Raw genomic sequence first — 17,738 nt, forward strand, 5'->3', positions numbered from 1 at the left:
GTCAGGCCACCCGGCCGGACAGGCGCGTCCACGCCTGCAGCGCGGCGGCCATCTCAGCGGTCTTCTTGCTCGACCCGGTGCCCGTCGACACGTCTTCGCCCTGGAGGACGACCGTCGCGTGGAAGGTCTTGTCGTGGTCCGGACCGGCCTCGGTCACGCGGTAGGACGGGTTGCCGAGCGCGAGGCTCGACGCGAGCTCCTGCAGGCTCGTCTTCGGGTCCATCGCGGCGCCGAAGCGGTCCGGGTCGATGAGCAGCGGCTCGACGAGCCGGAGCACGAGCGCCGTCGCCGGGTCCGGTCCCGCGGAGAGGTAGGTCGCACCGATGACGGCTTCGACGGTGTCCGCGAGGATCGACGACTTGTCGCGGCCGCCGGTCTGCTCTTCGCCCTTGCCGAGGCGGAGGTAGGCGCCGAGCCCGATCATCCGGGCGATCTCGGCCAGGGCGACCGTCGACACGAGGCTCGCCCGACGCTTGGCCAGGTCGCCTTCGTCGAGGTCGGGGAAGGACCGGTAGAGCTTCACGGTCACGGCCTGGCCGAGGATCGAGTCGCCGAGGAACTCGAGGCGTTCGTTGTGCCCGATGCCGCCGTGCTCGTACGCGTACGAGCGGTGCGTCAGGGCGAGTTCGAGCAGTTCGAGGTCGATGTCCGCCCCGAGGAGGTCACGCAGACGAACGACGTCCGGCCCCACGGGGCGGGACCCCGTGGCGCCGGACGTCGCGGTCATGCGTTCGGTCCGATCAGACGTCGGCGACCTTGCGGCCCTTGTACTCCATGTACAGGGCGGTGCCGGCCGAGTCCTCGACGACCTTCGCGCGGTGCGGGAGGCTGTAGGTGACCTTGCCGTTCTCGATCGTCTTCACGAGCTGGACCGGCGCGGCCTTCCACTGCGAACGACGGGCGTGCGTGTTGGCACGGGACTGCTTGCGCTTGGGAACGGCCATGGTGGTTCTCTTTCGGTTGGTCGGTGGTCAGTGGCGAAGGGCGGCGGTCAGTCGGCCTGGTCGGCGTCGGACCGCTCCTGACCCTCGGTGGTCTGGGGCGTGGTCGTGCTGGTTTCGTCGGCGAGGGCGAGCCCCTGGAGGGCCGCCCACCGCGGGTCCACGACCTCGGAAGCGCGGTGCTCACCGATGTCGGCCAGTCGTTCGCCCGTCACCGGGTCGAGGCCTGGGCAGTCCGGTCGGCAGACCGGCTGGAACGGCAGCGCCAGCACCACCGCATCTCGAACGACCTGTTCGCAATCCACGTGGTCATCGCGAACGAAGAAGTCGAAATCCTCCGAGGCATCATACGCGAAGAGCTCGGCGAAATCGACCTCGACCGGTTCGGTGATCTCGATGAGGCAGCGGGAGCACTCCCCCTCGGCCTCGGCCGACGCGTGCCCGGACACCAGGACACCCTCGTGCAGGCCCTCGAGCCGGACGTCGATGCGCATCTCGGCGCCGGGACGCACGGCGATCACACCGGCGCCCATCGCGTCCGGCACCTCGATGTCGAGCGAGTGCTCGCGCATCTCGCCCGGACGGTGCGCGAGGTCGCGCACGCGCAGGGCGTAGGGGCTGTTCACGGGGGAAGACACGATCGACGAGCCTACAGCGATCGGGCCGCCGAGTCGAGGCGGGCGCGCCGGGGCGGACCCTCGCGGCGTCAGCGCCCGGAGCGGGCCCTCGGCGGCGTCAGCGCCCGGTGTGCTCGTGGAGCGCGTCCGCGACGACCCGGGGCACGTAAGGGGACACGTCGCCCCCGAGGGAGGCGACCTGCCGGATGAGGGAGCTCGACACGTGCGCCCGAGCGGCCTCCGGCAGGAGGAACACCGTCTCGACGTCGGCCAGGTGCCGGTTCATGATCGCCATCGGCGTCTCGTACGCCACGTCCTCGCCGGAACGGACGCCCTTGACCAGCACCGTCGCCCCGACCTGCCGGCAGTAGTCGACGAGGAGTCCGGCGGTCCACTCCCCGACCCGCACGTTGTCCGGCACGCCGGTCTCGACGAGGGACTCCTCGATGAGCCGCACGCGGTCGACGGCCTCGAACATCGCCGGCTTCTTGTCCGGGTTGTGCACGACGAGGACGTGCACCTCGTCGAACAGCCCCGCCGCTCGACCGATCACGTCGAGGTGCCCGAGGGTCACGGGATCGAACGAACCGGGGACCACCGCGATCTGCGCCATGGCAGCGACGATACCGAGTCCGCGCGCTCAGTTCTTGCCGAGGAACGCGGCGTCGGACTCGTCGAGTCGCCGCGCGAGGGCTTCCCGCAGGGCCGGGTGGCCGTCGAGCTGCGGGTCCGGCTTGAGGACGCGCTCCGCTTCCTCGCGCGCGTCGACGATGAGGTCGGCGTGCTCGACCACGCGCAGGAGGTTGAGCGACGACCGGCCGCCGGACTGCCGTTCGCCGAGGACGTCGCCCTCGCGCCGGAGTTCGAGGTCCACCCGCGCGAGCTCGAAGCCGTCGTCGGAGGCGGCGACCGCGTCGACGCGTTCCCGCGAGGTCGTCTCGAGCTCGGCGGCGGTCACCAGGAGGCACACACCGGCGTACTGCCCGCGACCGATGCGTCCGCGGAGCTGGTGGAGCTGCGAGACACCGAACCGGTCGGCGTCGAGGACCGCCATCATCGAGGCGTTCGGGACGTCGACACCGACCTCGATCACGGTCGTCGCGACGAGGACGTCGATGTCGCCCGCGGCGAAGGACGTCATCACGCGGTCCTTCTCGTCCGCCGTCATCCGACCGTGCAGCACCGCGATCCGACGGCCGTCGAGGACCGGCATGGTGCGCATCCGTTCGGCGGTCGCCAGCACCGTCGCCGGGGCGCGCTTCGGGGCTTCGTCATCGCCGTCGGGAGCCGACTCGCCGTCGTCTTCGGCGTGGGCGTCGTCGATCGCCGGGCACACCACGAACGCCTGTCGACCGGCGCTGAGTTCCTCGGCCATGCGGGTCCAAATGCGGGACTCCCACCCGGGGTGCTCGGCCAAGCCCACCGTGAAGGTCTCGACGCCGGCTCGGCCGGAGGGCAGTCCGGTGATCGTCGACACGTCCAGGTCGCCGAAGACCGTCATCGCGACGGTGCGCGGGATCGGCGTGGCGGTGAGGACGAGCACGTGCGGGGGCGTCGCGCCCTTCGTGCGGAGGGCTTCACGCTGCTCGACGCCGAAGCGGTGCTGTTCGTCGACGACGACCAGCCCGAGCTCGGCGAAGTCGACGCGGTCGCCGAGCAGTGCGTGCGTCCCCACGACGAGCCGGGAACTGCCCGACGCCGCGGCGAGGAGCGCCCGACGACGTTCGTCGGTCGACTGGGAACCGGTGAGGATCACCGGGCGGAGTTCGGCCGCGAGGTCCGGTCCGAGGAACTTAACGATCGAGCGCAGGTGCTGCGCCGCGAGCACTTCGGTCGGGGCGATGAGGGCGGACTGTCCGCCGGACTCGGCGACCGTGAGCATCGCCCGGATCGCGACGAGGGTCTTGCCGGAGCCGACCTCGCCCTGGACGAGCCGGTGCATCGGCCAGTCCCCCGCGAGGTCGTGGTCGATCTCGGCGCCGACCGCCTGCTGGTCGTCGGTGAGCGTGAACGGCAGGGACGCGTCGAAGCGTTCGAGGATCCCGCCCGGCGACGCCGTCCGGGGCGTGGCGGCCGTGGCCCTGGCGGCGATGCGGCGCTGCACCAGTGCGGTCTGCAGGACGAACGCCTCGCGGTAGCGCAGGGCGTCCTGCGCACGCTTGAAGTCGGCCACCTTCTCGGGGCGGTGCAGCAGCTCGAGGGCCCGTCGGAACGGCACGAGGTCGAGTCGCGACCGCACCCGGGCGGGGATCGGGTCGGGGACGTCGGGCAGGGTGTCGAGGACGATGGCCATCGACTTGGCGATCTGCCACGAGGTGAGCGTCGAGGTCGCCGGGTAGATCGGGATCGGCTGGCGGGACCAGCGGATCGCTTCTTCGGATTCCGGGTCGGCCGTGGCGCGGGGGTCGTCACGGTCGAAGAGCTCGTAGTCGGGGTGCGCCAGTTGCCGGGCGCCGCGGTAGTCGCCGACCTTGCCGGAGAAGATGCCGCGGGCACCGGGCACGAGGTCCTTCGTGCGCCAGCCCTGGTTGAAGAACGTCAGCGTGAGCAGGCCCTTGCCGTCGCCGATCTTGGCTTCGAGGATGGACCCGCGACGAGCGCGCATCGTGCGTTCCCGGACGTCGACGACTTCGGCCACGATCGTCACGCTCTCGCCGATCGCGAGGGAGTCGAGTGCCGTCAGGGCGCCCCGTTCGGCGTAGCGGCGCGGCGCGTGCTCGAGGAACTCGCCGACCGTGCGGTACCCGAACGCCTTCTCGATCGCACTGGCCGTCCGGCCGCCGAGGACGTTCGCGAGCCGCGCGTCGAGCGGTGCCGGGCCGAGGTCCGGCGCCGCGGGCTCGGTTGTCGTTCCGGTCGTGGCCACACGTCAACGGTACCCGGCGCGACCGACGTCACCCGCGCCTCCAGACCGGCCTGTGGACAACTCCGGGAGCGGGCCGCCGGGCCGCTACGGTGGCTGCATGACCCGCATCATCGCCGGCGCCGCCGGTTCCACGACGCTGCGGGTGCCGAAGTCCGGCACCCGACCGACGAGCGACCGCGTGCGCGAGGCGCTGTTCTCGTCGTTGGAGGCACGTGGGCTCGTGGACGACACGTCCGTGGCGGACCTCTACGCCGGCACGGGCGCGCTCGGGCTCGAAGCGGCGTCCCGCGGTGCGGTCGAGGTCGTGCTCGTCGACCGGGCGTCCGCTGCGGCCGAGGCCTGCCGGGCGAACGCGAAGGCCGTGCAGCGGCGCGTGCCGGGGGTGCGGATCGACGTGCAGCCGCAGCCCGTGCTCGGCTACCTGCGCAGCACCGTGCGCACGTTCGACCTGGTGTTCATCGACCCGCCGTACGACGTCACCGAGCACGAGATCGCCGAGGTGCTCGAGACCCTCGTGCCGCGGCTGACGGACCACGCCGTCGTCATCGTCGAGCGGAGCAAGCGGTCGGACGAGCCGACGTGGCCGGCCGGGCTCGAGCCGTTCAGCAAGCGCAGCTACGGCGAGACCGTGGCGTGGGAGGCCGTGGTCGCGCGCGGCTGACGCGCGCGCGGGCCGCGGCGGCGGGCGCGGGCGTCGGTTGCGCGCGTGGGCCGACACCGCACCGGTCGATCGACGCGTGCCCTGTCGCACCCTGCGCACGAACCCATGCGTGCGCATGGGCCGACACCGCACCGGTCGATCGACGCGTGCGGTGTCGCGAACGCGCGCACCGGCGGGAGGCGCGGGTCGCGCCCGGCGGGCCCGTCGCGCACCGTGCGTGCACGTCGGGAGGCGCGGGTCGCGCCCGGCGGGCACGTCGCGCACCGTGCGCCGTGCGGGTCAGCCCGCGGCGCCGTCCCAGTCGGCGTACGGGTCCCACCCGGTGGTCGCGACGGGCACGCCGCCGCGCACGAGGTCCGATGCACCCCGCTCCCGCACGACCCCGATGCGCCGGAAGCCACCGGGCAGCGGGATCCCCGCCGGGAACGTGGCCAGGAGCCCGTGGTCCTCGCCGCCGTGCAGGGCGACCTCGTCGAGGTCCGCCTCGAGCGACAGCGTGACGCGGCTGGCGCGGGCGAGCCGACCGGCGTCGATCGCCAGACCGTCGGACAGGTCGAGCATCGCCGTCGCCCCGCCCCGGCCGGCGACCGGCCCGTCGGCGATGGGCGGGCGGGGGCGCCGCTGCCGGGCGACGTCGGGGTCGAGGTCCGCCCCGCTCGCGATGGTCGCCGCGCGGGAGGGTTCGCCGTCGGGGTCGACGCCCTCGCGGAAGAGCCGCGAGAGCCCGCGAGCAGCAGCGCCGAGCTCCCCCGACACCGCGAGGACGTCCCCGACGCGGGCACCAGAGCGAAGCACGGGGGAACGTCCCTCGAGGTCACCGAACGCGGTCACCGAGACCGTGAACGTGGCCGAGGTGGACAGGTCACCACCGACGACACCGCACCCCGGCGCGAGGGCGTCCACGGCGAGCCGCACCCCGTCGGCGAAGGACTCGAGCACCGCCACCGGGGTGTCCTGCGGCGCGGCGAGGGCGATCACCAGCCCGGACGGCACGGCACCCATCGCGGCGACGTCGGAGAGGTTCGTCGCGGCGGCCTTCCACCCGACGTCCTCGGGTGAGGACCACGCCCACCGGAAGTCCGGACCGTGCACCATCATGTCCGTCGTCACCACGAAGCGGCCGTCCGGGGCGGCGACGACCGCGCAGTCGTCACCCGGCCCGACGACCGGCGAACCGGCTGGGAGCCGCCGCACGATCCGGTCGAGGACGGCGAGTTCGCCGAGGTCCCCCACCCTCGGTCCGGCCCAGGCCTCGTCCGTCGCGTCCACACGAGAACGGTAGCCTGGACGGCGATGGACACCGTGCGCCGCCCCACCTGGAAGATCGCGATCGTGGGGCTCGTGGTCGCCCTCGCGGCGGGGCTCACCGGCTGCACGAACGCCGTCGCGATGTCCCCGGCGCCCTCGGCGGACGCCGCTGCGTGTGCTGCCGCGCAGGTCCGGTTGCCGGCCGCGGTGGACACGAAGTTCGACCTCCGGAACACGAACGCGCAGTCGACCGCGGCGTGGGGCGACCCCGAGGTGGCGCTGTACCACTGCGGTGTCGCGGTGCCGACGGTCTCGGACCTGCCGTGTTTCTCGCTCGGCGGGGTGGACTGGATCCGGGACGACCGGGGGAAGCAGATCGTCTACACGACGTTCGGACGGTCGCCGGCGGTGCAGGTCGTGATCGACTCGACGAAGACCACGAACCAGGTGGTGCAGGACGTCACGGACGCGGTGTCGACGCTGCCGAAGGACGGACACAAGTGCCTGGACCCGTCCGACGTCCAGGGCTGACCCGGAGCCCGAGCTCGGTCAGCGGACCGCGGCGCGCCCCAGCTCGATCAGCTCGGTGACGAGTTCGCCGTAGGGGACCCCGGACGCCGCCCAGCAGCGCGGGTACATCGACAGCGGGGTGAACCCGGGCATCGTGTTCACCTCGTTCACCACGAACCCGTCGTCGGTGAGGAAGCAGTCCACCCGCGCCAGGCCGGAACCGCCGATGGCCTCGAAGGCACGGGCACCGATCGACCGGATCTCGTCGGTCTGGTCATCGGTCAGGGGTGCCGGGCAGAGCAGGGACTCGTCCCCGCCGAGGTACTTCGACGCGAAGTCGTAGAAGCCGTCCTCGGCCACGACGATCTCGCCCGGCAGGCTCGTGCGCGGCACACCGTCGCGGCCCTCGAGCACGGCGACCTCGACCTCGCGCCCGATGACCCGGGGCTCGACGATCACCTTGGAGTCGTGTTCGAACGCCAGGTCCATCGCGGCACCGAGCTCCGCCGGGTCGTCCACGCGGGACACCCCCATGCTCGAGCCAGCACGCGCCGGCTTCACGAAGAGCGGCCACCCGTGCGCGGCGATCGCCTCGGCGACGTCGACCGGGTCCGCGGCCCATTCGCGACGGAGCACCGTCGTCCACGGGGCGACCCGGAGTCCGGCGTGCTCGAGGACGGCCTTGGCGACGTGCTTGTCCATCGCGAGGGCACTGGCGAGCACACCGTCGCCGACGTACGGCAGCCCGGCGATCTCGAGCAGGCCCTGGACCGTGCCGTCCTCGCCGAACGGACCGTGCAGGATCGGGAACACCACGTCGACCGCGATCGTCGTGATCGAGCCGTCCGGGTGCGAGACCACGAGTTCGTTCGTGGCGGGCGAGGTCGGGAACGCCACGCGCGTGCCGTTGTCCGGCACGGTCGGCAGCACGCCGTCGCGGAGCGTCCACTGTGCCGGGTCGTCGGCCTGCAGCGTGAACGCGCCGTCCCGGGTGATCCCGATCGGCACGAGGTCGTACTCGGTGCGGTCGACGACGTCCATGATCCCGCCGGCGGTCACGCAGCTGATCTCGTGCTCGCTCGACCGACCGCCGAACAGCACGGCGACGGTCGTGGGAGCGGAAGCGATCGTGGGCATGGCAGTCCCCTTGCTGGTCGGGACCGGACCCGTCACTCGCCCTGGGGCTCGTCGGTCTCGGTGAGGTGCGGTGCGATGTTGCGTGGATCGAGCCTACCGGCGAGCACCTCGGCGACCTGCCCCACGATGGGCATGTCGACGCCGTTCGCCGCGGCGAGCTCGAGGATCGGTGCGACGGACGCGAGCCCCTCGGCGGTCTGGTTCATCTGGCGGACGACCTCGTCGAAGCGGTAGCCCTGGCCGAGGAGCCGTCCGGCGGTGTTGTTCCGCGAGAGCGGCGACTGGCACGTGGCGATGAGGTCGCCGAGCCCGGCGAGCCCGGACAGCGTCGACGGCTGCGCCCCGAGCGACACCGCGAAGTCGGTCATCTCGGCGAGGCCGCGGGTGATGATCGACGCCTTCGTGTTCTCGCCGTAGCCGACGCCGTCCACGATGCCGATCGCGACGGCGATGAGGTTCTTCAGCACGCCGCCGAACTCGGTCCCGATGACGTCGGTGTTGATGAACGACCGGAAGTACGGGTTCGTGGCGACGGCCGCCACCGCTGTCGCCGTCTCGGCCGACGTGGACGACACGACGGCGGCGGTCGGCTGCCGACGGGCGATCTCGAGCGCGAGGTTCGGGCCGCTCGCGACGGCGATGCGGTCCTGGTCGATGCCGAGGCCGTCGAGGAGGACCTCGCTCATCCGGAGCCCGGTGCCCTTCTCGACGCCCTTCATGAGGCTGACCACCGGCACGCCGTCCGGGAGGAGCGCACGGATCGCGGCGAGGTTCGAGCGCAGCGTCTGCGACGGGACCGACACGTACACCTGTTCGGCGCCGGACAGCACGGCCTCGAGCGACGTCGACGCCGTGAGCGTGCGCGGGAGGTTGATGCCGGGCAGGTACTCGGAGTTCCGCTTCGTCTCGGTGATCTCCCGGGCGACCTCGGGCCGCCGTGCCCAGACGACCGTGGAGGCGCCGCCCTCGGCGAGCACCTTCGCGAACGTGGTCCCCCAGCTCCCGGCCCCGATGACGGCCACGCGGGGCTTGTCGGTCGACTGCATCACCACGCGGATGGCGGCGGTGTCGACGGCGCCCGGTGCGGCGACCGCGGGGTCCGGGTGGTCCTCGTGCGGGCGGAGGCCCGTGCCGTGGTCACTCAAACCTGCCGGTCTCCTTCTGGTTGTTCGCCGCGGGGTCCCAGCGGGTGGCCGGCGCCTGCTCACCGCGGAGCTCCTCGAGCAACGCCGTGATGCGGGCCATCACGAGCGCCGTGGCCTCGACGAGCGTCTGCTGGTCGATCGGCCGACCGCGGTAGGCCGACAGGTCGACCGGGTCGCCGACGATCACGTCGACGCGGGAGGGCGGGAAGAGCCGGAGCTTCTTGCCGTAGCGCGCCATGATGTTCTGCGTGCCCCAGTGCGCCATCGGGATGAGCGGCACGTCGTTCTCGAGCGCGATCCGCACCGCACCCGTCTTGCCGCGCATCGGCCAGAGGTCGGGGTCGCGGGTCAGGGTGCCCTCGGGGTAGACGATGATCGCGCCGCCCTGCTCGACGAGCGAACGGCCGCCGCCGAGCGGGTCGCTCAGTCGCGTGCGCCCGGACCGCTCGACGGGGATCTGCCCCATGCCCGACATGAGCTTGCCGAAGACGGGCACCTTGAACAGGGACGCCTTCGCGAGGAACCGCGGGGCCCGCTTCGAGATCCACACGGCCGTGCCGACCACGAGCGGGTCGATGTTCGTGAAGTGGTTCGGCGCGAGGACGAACGCGCCGTCCGCCGGCAGTCGGTTCGGGCCGTGCCAGCGGTACCGCGCGGAGAACCGGAACGTCGGGATGACGATGGACGCGACGACGCGGAACGCGGCGTTCAGCTCACCGCGGCGCCACCGGCGCCCAGGGACGGGATCGCCCGTGGCGACCTGCGAGGCGGGGGTGCGCCGCGCCTCCAGGCCGTCACCGGGCTGTTCCGGACCGTCAGCCGCGAGCGGAGACGACACCGCGCTCAACCTGCGAAGTCGAAGTCGGCGCCGAGCTTGCGGAGCTTCGGGATGAAGTGCTCGTAGCCGCGGCTGATGATGCCGACGTTCGTGATGTGGGACTCACCCTCGGCGGTGAGCGCCGCGATGAGGTGGCTGAAGCCGCCGCGGAGGTCCGGGACGCGGACGTTCGCGCCGTGCAGCTTCGTCGGGCCGGTGATCACGGCCGCCTGCTCGAACGGGCGGCGGGCGACGCGACGGTCGTGGCCGGGCAGCCCCTCCTTGTGGACGACGATGTCGGCGCCCATCTCGTTGAGGGCATCGGTGAAGCCGAACCGGTTCTCGTAGACGGTCTCGTGCACGACGCTGCGGCCCTCGGCCTGCGTGAGCGCGACGACGAGCGGCTGCTGCCAGTCCGTCATGAAGCCGGGGTGCACGTCGGTCTCGATGACGACGGGGCGGAGGACCTCACGCTCGCGGTAGAAGCGGATCCCGTCCTCCTGGACGTCGAAGCCGCCGCCGACCTTGCGGAAGACGTTGAGGAACGTCATGAGCTCCTGCTGCTTCGCGCCCTCGACGAAGATGTCGCCGTTCGTCGCGAGTGCGGCGGAGGCCCAGCTCGCGGCCTCGTTGCGGTCGTTGATCGCACGGTGCGTGTAGCCCCGGAGCGACTCGACGCCCTCGATGAAGATGGTGCGGTTCGGCTCGACCGTGACGATCGCGCCCATCTTCTGCAGGATCGCGATGAGGTCCATGATCTCGGGCTCGATCGCGGCGTTGCGCAGTTCCGTGACGCCCTCGGCGAGCACCGACGAGAGCAGGACCTGCTCGGTCGCGCCGACGCTCGGGTAGGGCAGCTCGATCTCGGCGCCCTTCAGCCCGTTCGGGGCGGTCAGGTGGATGCCGTTGAGCTGCTTGTCGACGACGGCGCCCATCGCGCGGAGGGCGTCGAGGTGGAAGTCGATCGGCCGGTCGCCGATGCGGCAGCCGCCGAGGTCGGGGATGAACGCCTCGCCGAGCTTGTGCAGCAGCGGACCGCAGAACAGGATCGGGATGCGGCTCGAGCCGGCGTGGGCGTCGATCTCGGCGAAGTGCGCCGACTCGACGTTCGACGGGTCGAGGATGAGCTCGCCTCGTGCAGGATCGGTGATGCGCACGCCGTGCACCTCGAGCAGCCCGCGGACGACCTTGACGTCGGAGATGTCCGGGACGTCCTTGAGGATCGACGGGGTGTCACCGAGCAGCGACGCCACCATGGCCTTCGTCGCGAGGTTCTTCGCCCCGCGGACCTCGATGCGCCCCACGAGCGGCTTGCCCCCGCGGATGACGATCTCGTCCGACTTGAGGCCCACGCGCGCCCCTGCGGCTGCTGCGTCCTGTACGAGAGAGTTCACTACTTCACCGGCAATGTCTTCGGCCGCCAACGGGAGCGGCGGGATTCGAACTCCGTGATCGCGGTCTCGTCACGGAGGGTGAGCCCGATGTCGTCGAGCCCTTCCATCAACCGCCAACGAGTGTAAGCGTCGATCTCGAACGGCACGTCCACATCGCCGAGCGACACGCGCTGCGCCACGAGGTCCACCGTCGCCTCGATGCCCGGGTTCGCCTCGATCGCAGCCCAGAGGCGCTCGACTTCCGATTCGGTCACGATCGCGGTGACCAGGCCCTGCTTGCCGGCGTTGCCCTTGAAGATGTCCGCGAAGCGGGGCGAGATGACGACCCGGAACCCGAAGTCGCGGAGCGCCCAGACGGCGTGCTCGCGGCTCGACCCGGTGCCGAAGTCGGGGCCGGCGACGAGCACCTTCGCGTTGTCGTACGGAGCCTGGTTGAGGACGAACGAGGGGTCCTGGCGCCAGCCGGAGAACAGGGCGTCCTCGAAGCCGGTCTTCGTGACGCGCTTGAGGTAGACCGCGGGGATGATCTGGTCGGTGTCGACGTTCGAGCGCTTCAGGGGCGCGGCGATGCCGGTGACGGTGGTGATCTTGTCCATCAGATGGTCCCCTCGGTGGTCGTCTCGGTGGTCGTCGCCGACAGCGCGGCGATCTCGTCGTCGGTCTGCAGGTCCCACGGGCTCGACAGCGTCCCGCGGATCGCCGTCGCGGCGGCGACGAGCGGGGACACCAGGTGCGTCCGTCCGCCCTTGCCCTGCCGACCCTCGAAGTTGCGGTTCGAGGTGGAGGCGCAACGCTCCCCCGGCGCGAGCTGGTCGGGGTTCATCCCGAGGCACATCGAGCAGCCGGCGAACCGCCACTCGGCGCCGAACTCCTTGATCACGACGTCGAGCCCCTCGGCCTCGGCCTCGAGCCGCACCCGGGCGGACCCCGGCACGACCATCACCCGCACGCCCGGCGCCTTCTGCCGGCCCTGGATGATCGACGCGAAGGCCCGGAGGTCCTCGATGCGCGAGTTCGTGCACGACCCCATGAACACCGCGTCGACCGCGATGTCCTTCATCGGGGTCCCGGCGGCGAGGTCCATGTACTCCAGCGCGCGCTGGGCGGCGGCCTGGTCGTTCGGGTCGCTGTAGTCGGCGGGGTCCGGCACCGACTCGGACAGCGAGACGCCCTGCCCTGGGTTGGTGCCCCAGGTGACGAAGGGCTCGAGCTCGTCGGCGTCGATGAACACCTCGGCGTCGAACACGGCGTCGTCGTCGGTCGACAGGGTGTCCCAGTACGCCACCGCGTCGTCCCAGTCCTGACCGGTCGGGGCGTGGTCGCGGCCCTGCACGTAGTCGTAGGTGGTCTGGTCGGGGGCGACCATGCCGGCGCGCGCACCGGCTTCGATCGACATGTTGCAGATCGTCATGCGCCCCTCCATCGAGAGGGCGCGGATCGCCGAGCCGCGGTACTCGAGCACGTAGCCCTGCCCGCCGCCGGTGCCGATCTTCGCGATGACGGCGAGGATGATGTCCTTCGCCGTGACGCCGGGACGCAGGGTGCCCTCGACCGTGATGGCCATCGTCTTGAACGGCTTGAGCGGCAGCGTCTGCGTCGCGAGGACGTGCTCGACCTCGCTCGTGCCGATGCCGAACGCCATCGCGCCGAACGCGCCGTGCGTCGAGGTGTGCGAGTCGCCGCACACGACCGTGATGCCCGGCATGGTCAGACCGAGCTGCGGGCCGACCACGTGGACGATGCCCTGCTCCTTGTCACCGAGCGAGTGCAGGCGGACGCCGAACTCCTCGCAGTTGCGGCGGAGCGTCTCGATCTGGATGCGGCTGGTCGGGTCCGCGATGGGACGGTCGATCGCGAGGGTCGGGGTGTTGTGGTCCTCGGTCGCGATCGTCAGGTCGAGGCGGCGGACCGGACGACCGGCCTGGCGCAGGCCGTCGAAGGCCTGCGGGCTCGTGACCTCGTGCACGAGGTGGAGGTCGATGTACAGGAGGTCCGGGTTCCCGTCCTCGCCCTTGACCACGACGTGGTCGTCCCACACCTTCTCGGCGAGCGTCTTTCCCATGTGCCCGACCCCTTCTCGTTCCTCGTGACGACACCGCGTCCGCGGCGTGATCCGGCGAGTCTAGCAGGTTGGTATACCAACGCTGGTCGCGGGGTGCCGGCGCGGCTTCGGCGCGGCGTCGGCGCGGGTTCGCCTCGGTCTGGAGGCGCGGGTCGACTCCGCGACACCCGTCGCGGTGGGAAGATGGTCACGACATGACGACACCTGCGCACTCGACCCGGACCATCAACCTCGAGGGCGCAGCACGCGCCGCGATCGCCGGCGGTGCACCCCTCGCGCTGCTCATCGCGCTCGGGATGCCCGGGTACGCCGCCTTCGCCATGTTCGCCGGGTTCACCGCCATCTTCGGCGCGACCGAGCCCTACCGGCAGCGCGCCCTGACGACCGGCGTCGCCGGTGCGATGCAGGCGATCTGCATGTTCGCCGGACTCGGCGTCGCCCTCGCCGGGTCGCAGCTCTGGATGCAGGCCGTCGGGCTCGTCCTGGTGCTCGTGTTCGCGGTGTGCACGCTCAGCACGCTGCGGACGATCCCCGCGCAGCCGATCTTCCCGACGTTCGCGTTCGCCGTCTCCGCGCTCGTGCCCGTCAAGCCGTCGGACGTGCCGCTCGTCGCCACGATCATCATCGGCTCCGTGGCGTGGGCGTGGCTCGTGGCGATGTCCGGGTCGGTGCTCCGCCGGGTGTTCCACCCGCGGGCGCCGCACCGCTTCCGCCCACTCGCCGCGCCGAAGCACCGGACGCTCGCGGTCCTCGGCACGCCCGCGCTCTGGGAGACCGTCGGGCTCAACGTCGTCGGCGCCCTCGTCGCGGGAGCGATCGCGGAGGGGATCCCCGGCCTCGGGCACCCGTACTGGGCCGTCATCGCGGTCGTGTCCACGCTGCCGGCACTCCGCCAGCGGCACACCGTGCTCCGGGCGTTCCAGCGTGTGGTCGGCACGGTCGGCGGCACAGTGATCGCCGTCGGGATCCTGCTGCTCGAGCCGTCGGCGTGGTGGATCGTCGTCATCGCGGTGATCGGGCAGTTCTTCGCGGAGATCTTCGTGGCGCGGCACTACGCCGTCACCCTGCTGTTCCTCACGCCGCTCGCCCTCGCGGTGTCGTGGCTCAGCTTGCCCGAGGCGCCGGAGCTCCTCGCGCTCGACCGCATCGCGCAGACGGTGCTCGGCGCGCTCGTGAGCGTCGCGCTGCTCCTGGTCGGCCGCGGGATCGAGCGGCGGCGCGGGCGCGCTCTGGGTGCGACCGGGGCGGTCCGCACCGTCTGACGCGCGGCTGCGTACCCGGTCGTTCCGGGCGTACCTGGTCGTTCCGTTCGACCAGGTACGCCCGGTTCCACCTCCCGACGCGTCAGTCGCGGGGCTGGATGTTCCAAGCGTCGATGACCGGACGGCCGTGCTCGTACCCGAGCACGCTCACCGACGCCGTCCCGAGCTTGAGCACCGCACCGTCCTGCGGAGCGAGTCGGATCCACGCGGCACCGAGCGCACGGAGCACGTGTCCGTGCGCGACCACGACGGCGTCGTCCCCCTCGGCGAGCACCGGGCGGGCACGGTTGAGGATCCGCTCGACGCGGACACGGACCTCGGCGGCGTTCTCGCCCGGGGTGTCCCCCGCCGGCACGCCGTCGGTCCAGAGATCCCACGGGCCGTGCCGGAGCACCTTGATCTGCGGGGTCGTCAGGCCCTCGTACGCGCCGTAGTCCCACTCGTACAGGTCCTCGTCCAGCTCCGGGTCGACACCGATCAGCGCGGCGGTGTCCCGCGCGCGCTGCAGCGGGCTGGACAGCGCCAGCGCGAACGAGCGGTCCGCCAGGTACCGACCGGCGCGCTCCGCCTGCTCGATGCCGTTCTCGGTGAGCGGGATGTCCGTGCGACCGGTGTGCTGACCGCTCTTCGACCACTCCGTCTCTCCGTGACGGACGAGGACGAGTTCGCCGGGGCGTTCCGAGGTCATGTGTTCCTTCCGAGCCAGAGGCCGAGCGCGGCTGCGCCGACCGAGACGACGAGCATCCCGAGGCCGTTCAGGACGGCGAGCCGGGGCTTGCCGGATCGGAGGAGCTGGACGGTCTCGACGCTCGCCGTCGAGAACGTCGTGTACCCACCCATCATGCCCGTCCCCAGCACCGCGACCGCGGAGACAGGGATCGTGCCCGCCTGTCCGATCCCGGTGAGGAGCCCGAGGACGAGCGATCCCGAGACGTTGATCACGAGCGTGCCGAGCGGGAAGCCCGTCACACGCGCCTTGACGAGTCCGTCGAGCACGAAGCGGAGCGCCGCCCCGGCTCCCCCGCCGATCGCGACGAGGAGCAGTTCGAGACCGCTCACCGATCCGCGCCCTTCGGCCGGACGGCCCCGGCGAGCAGGACACCGGCGGTCACGGCGAGGAGGCCGAGGGCGACCGTCAGCAGGGCGTATCCGGTCCCGGCTCCCCACCTGCCGGCGACGAGGAGCTGCGCGGTGTCGTCGGCCAGGGTGCTGTACGTGGTGAACCCGCCGAGGACACCCGTGCCGACGAACAGGCGCAGGGTCCGGCGCCGGCCGCGGTCGGGTCCGCGGTGCGCGAGCGCCTCGAGCAGGAGACCGAGGCAGAACGCCCCGACGACGTTGATGCCGAGGATGGTCCAGCTGATGTCGTCGTGCGCGGGGAAGGCCTCGGCGAGGAGCGCCCGGACGGCGGTGCCGATCGCCCCGCCGAGCGCGACGAGGCCGAGGTACCGCCACCGGAGGTGGGGTGGACGAGCGTCGGACACGGTGCTCCTACTGCTCGGGGCGGCGGGTCGCGGCGATGCCCTCGATCTCGACGAGCTGGTCGTCGTACCCCAGCACCGTGACGCCGAGCAGGGTGCTGGGGACGTCGTGGTCCCCCATCGCGGCACGGACGACCTCCCACGCGGCGACGAGGTCCTCCTGCCGCGACGACGCGACGAGCACGCGGGTCTGCACGAGGTCCTCCACACCTGCTCCGGCCGCTGCGAGCGCCGTGCGGAGGTTCTCCACGCACTGCGCCGCCTGACCGCGGGGATCCCCGACCGCCACCGTTGCGCCGTCCCGGTCGAGCGGGCACGCACCCGCGAGGAAGACCAGCCGGGCGTCGGCCGGGGCGGTCGCGGCGTACGCGTACTGGGCGACGTCGCTGAGGGCGTCGGACCGGATGAGCTGCACGACACTGGTCACCTCGTCAGCCTGGCAGATCCGGCGCTCGACGACCATCGGTGGTCACCGGCGGCTGAACTTTCCCTCACACTGGTTGGGTCCCTCCTCCCCGACCGCCGCAAGGAAGTCCTGCATGCCTGAGCTCCCGCCCCTCTTCGAAGTCGGCTCGATCGTCGTCCTCGTCGGGATCCTGCTCGCGGACCTGCTCATCGTGGCCCGTCGGCCGCACATCCCGACCCTACGGGAGTCGGCGCTCTGGGTCGGCCTCTACGTCGGGCTCGCGCTGGTCTTCGCGGTGGCGATGTTCGTGTTCGCGGGCGGTGACCCGGCCGGACAGTTCCTCGCGGGGTGGCTGACCGAGTACAGCCTCAGCATCGACAACCTCTTCGTGTTCGTCATCATCATGAGCCGGTTCGCCGTCCCTAAGCGGATGCAGCAAGAGGTGCTCATGCTCGGCATCATCATCGCCCTCGTGCTGCGCGGGGTGTTCATCCTGCTCGGCGCGCGGCTCATCGAGGACTTCTCCTGGATCTTCTACCTGTTCGGCGCCTGGCTGGTGTGGACGGCGATCCAGCAGCTCCGGGGCGACCACGACGACGACGAGCAGCAGGACAGCTTCATCGTCCGACTGCTGCGCCGTCGGGTGCGGATCACGGACTCGTTCGACGGCATGAAGCTCCGCACGACGCACGACGGGGTCAGCCACTTCACGCCGCTGCTCATCGTCCTCATCGCGATCGGGACGACCGACCTCCTCTTCGCGCTCGATTCGATCCCCGCGGTGTTCGGCATCACGCAGAGCGCGTTCATCGTCTTCACCGCGAACGTCTTCGCGCTGATGGGGCTGCGGCAGCTGTACTTCCTGCTCGGTGGACTGCTCGAACGACTCGTGTACCTGAAGTACGGCATCGCGGTGATCCTCGCGTTCATCGGCGTGAAGCTCGTCCTGCACGCACTGCACGAGAACGAGTTGCCGTTCCTCAACGGCGGCGAGGGCGTCTCCTGGGCTCCGGAGATCGGCACGTCGGTGTCGCTCCTGGTGATCGTCGCCGCGATGGCCGTCGCGACCGGTGCGAGCCTCGTGCGCATGCGGCGGGACGGAACGACCGGCACCGGCGCCGAGCGGACCCGCACCGCCGACTGATCCCGGGCGGTGCGTGCACGACCAGGACCGGGTGGCAGGCTGGGTCG

At 71.6% G+C, this 17,738-nt stretch carries 20 protein-coding genes; 4 read left to right on the forward strand and 16 right to left on the reverse strand.

Features of this window, described 5'->3' with window-relative positions; genetic code table 11:
- Position 1 precedes the first annotated feature (1 nt).
- The 5 genes from rnc to FS825_RS09910 form a co-directional block, all read right to left on the reverse strand.
- Entirely contained in the window at positions 2-727 is a 726-nt protein-coding gene (gene rnc / locus FS825_RS09890) for a ribonuclease III (RefSeq protein ID WP_144712421.1), read from the reverse strand.
- A gap of 13 nt (positions 728-740) precedes the next feature.
- Entirely contained in the window at positions 741-944 is a 204-nt protein-coding gene (gene rpmF / locus FS825_RS09895; protein WP_058728177.1) for a 50S ribosomal protein L32, read from the reverse strand.
- 47 nt (positions 945-991) lie between these two features.
- Complete coding sequence (locus FS825_RS09900) at positions 992-1,579, reverse strand: YceD family protein (protein WP_313960537.1); 588 nt, start codon at positions 1,577-1,579, stop codon at positions 992-994.
- A 97-nt stretch (positions 1,580-1,676) separates the two neighbouring features.
- Positions 1,677-2,171 (reverse strand): pantetheine-phosphate adenylyltransferase, encoded by a 495-nt coding sequence (gene coaD / locus FS825_RS09905; RefSeq protein WP_144712423.1) that lies wholly within the window; start codon positions 2,169-2,171, stop codon positions 1,677-1,679.
- 27 nt (positions 2,172-2,198) lie between these two features.
- Entirely contained in the window at positions 2,199-4,424 is a 2,226-nt protein-coding gene (locus tag FS825_RS09910) for an ATP-dependent DNA helicase RecG (RefSeq protein WP_144712425.1), read from the reverse strand.
- Positions 4,425-4,521: 97 nt separating this feature from the next.
- Here FS825_RS09910 and FS825_RS09915 point away from each other — a divergent pair, with 97 nt between their 5' ends.
- On the forward strand, positions 4,522-5,085 hold the full coding sequence (locus FS825_RS09915; RefSeq protein WP_144712427.1) for an RsmD family RNA methyltransferase: 564 nt from the start codon (positions 4,522-4,524) through the stop codon (positions 5,083-5,085).
- 279 nt (positions 5,086-5,364) lie between these two features.
- On the opposite strand, the gene thiL is transcribed toward FS825_RS09915, so the two are convergent.
- Positions 5,365-6,354 carry a thiamine-phosphate kinase gene (gene thiL, locus FS825_RS09920; protein ID WP_144712429.1) on the reverse strand — a complete coding sequence of 330 codons (990 nt, stop codon included), beginning with the start codon at positions 6,352-6,354 and terminating at the stop codon, positions 5,365-5,367.
- Positions 6,355-6,378: 24 nt separating this feature from the next.
- On the opposite strand from thiL, the gene FS825_RS09925 reads away from it, so the two are divergent.
- Positions 6,379-6,864, forward strand: a complete 486-nt coding sequence (locus FS825_RS09925) for a DUF3515 family protein (protein ID WP_144712431.1) — start codon at positions 6,379-6,381, stop codon at positions 6,862-6,864.
- A gap of 18 nt (positions 6,865-6,882) precedes the next feature.
- Here FS825_RS09925 and FS825_RS09930 read toward each other — a convergent pair whose 3' ends face one another.
- The 6 genes from FS825_RS09930 to leuC form a co-directional block, all read right to left on the reverse strand.
- Complete coding sequence (locus tag FS825_RS09930) at positions 6,883-7,980, reverse strand: D-alanine--D-alanine ligase family protein (RefSeq protein ID WP_144712433.1); 1,098 nt, start codon at positions 7,978-7,980, stop codon at positions 6,883-6,885.
- A gap of 32 nt (positions 7,981-8,012) precedes the next feature.
- A complete protein-coding gene (locus tag FS825_RS09935; protein WP_144712583.1) occupies positions 8,013-9,026 on the reverse strand; it encodes an NAD(P)H-dependent glycerol-3-phosphate dehydrogenase in 1,014 nt (337 codons plus the stop codon).
- Positions 9,027-9,117: 91 nt separating this feature from the next.
- Positions 9,118-9,963 carry a lysophospholipid acyltransferase family protein gene (locus tag FS825_RS09940; protein WP_260981110.1) on the reverse strand — a complete coding sequence of 282 codons (846 nt, stop codon included), beginning with the start codon at positions 9,961-9,963 and terminating at the stop codon, positions 9,118-9,120.
- A gap of 5 nt (positions 9,964-9,968) precedes the next feature.
- Positions 9,969-11,336, reverse strand: coding sequence for a UDP-N-acetylglucosamine 1-carboxyvinyltransferase (murA, locus tag FS825_RS09945; RefSeq protein WP_144712435.1), 1,368 nt, complete (start codon positions 11,334-11,336; stop codon positions 9,969-9,971).
- A complete protein-coding gene (gene leuD, locus FS825_RS09950) occupies positions 11,336-11,932 on the reverse strand; it encodes a 3-isopropylmalate dehydratase small subunit (protein ID WP_144712437.1) in 597 nt (198 codons plus the stop codon). Before leuD ends, murA begins: the two co-directional genes overlap by 1 nt.
- Positions 11,932-13,398, reverse strand: coding sequence for a 3-isopropylmalate dehydratase large subunit (leuC, locus tag FS825_RS09955; RefSeq protein WP_144712439.1), 1,467 nt, complete (start codon positions 13,396-13,398; stop codon positions 11,932-11,934). Before leuC ends, leuD begins: the two co-directional genes overlap by 1 nt.
- Positions 13,399-13,592: 194 nt before the next feature.
- On the opposite strand from leuC, the gene FS825_RS09960 reads away from it, so the two are divergent.
- The gene (locus FS825_RS09960) at positions 13,593-14,660 is read left to right on the forward strand and encodes an FUSC family protein (RefSeq protein WP_144712441.1); all 1,068 of its coding nucleotides are present in this window, start codon (positions 13,593-13,595) and stop codon (positions 14,658-14,660) included.
- A gap of 82 nt (positions 14,661-14,742) precedes the next feature.
- Here FS825_RS09960 and FS825_RS09965 read toward each other — a convergent pair whose 3' ends face one another.
- The 4 genes from FS825_RS09965 to FS825_RS09980 are packed head-to-tail and all read right to left on the reverse strand — an operon-like array spanning position 14,743 to position 16,568.
- On the reverse strand, positions 14,743-15,348 hold the full coding sequence (locus FS825_RS09965) for a histidine phosphatase family protein (protein WP_144712442.1): 606 nt from the start codon (positions 15,346-15,348) through the stop codon (positions 14,743-14,745).
- On the reverse strand, positions 15,345-15,719 hold the full coding sequence (gene crcB / locus FS825_RS09970; protein WP_144712444.1) for a fluoride efflux transporter CrcB: 375 nt from the start codon (positions 15,717-15,719) through the stop codon (positions 15,345-15,347). Before crcB ends, FS825_RS09965 begins: the two co-directional genes overlap by 4 nt.
- Positions 15,716-16,144 carry a fluoride efflux transporter FluC gene (locus tag FS825_RS09975; protein ID WP_144712446.1) on the reverse strand — a complete coding sequence of 143 codons (429 nt, stop codon included), beginning with the start codon at positions 16,142-16,144 and terminating at the stop codon, positions 15,716-15,718. The genes crcB and FS825_RS09975 overlap by 4 nt, the downstream gene beginning before the upstream one ends.
- Positions 16,145-16,151: 7 nt before the next feature.
- On the reverse strand, positions 16,152-16,568 hold the full coding sequence (locus FS825_RS09980; protein ID WP_222126913.1) for a RidA family protein: 417 nt from the start codon (positions 16,566-16,568) through the stop codon (positions 16,152-16,154).
- A gap of 112 nt (positions 16,569-16,680) precedes the next feature.
- Between FS825_RS09980 and FS825_RS09985 the strand changes: the two genes are divergently transcribed.
- Positions 16,681-17,691 carry a TerC family protein gene (locus FS825_RS09985; protein WP_144712448.1) on the forward strand — a complete coding sequence of 337 codons (1,011 nt, stop codon included), beginning with the start codon at positions 16,681-16,683 and terminating at the stop codon, positions 17,689-17,691.
- The last annotated feature ends 47 nt before the right edge of the window (positions 17,692-17,738 follow it).

This window comes from Curtobacterium pusillum (assembly GCF_007680845.1).
Lineage (GTDB): Bacteria > Actinomycetota > Actinomycetes > Actinomycetales > Microbacteriaceae > Curtobacterium > Curtobacterium pusillum_B.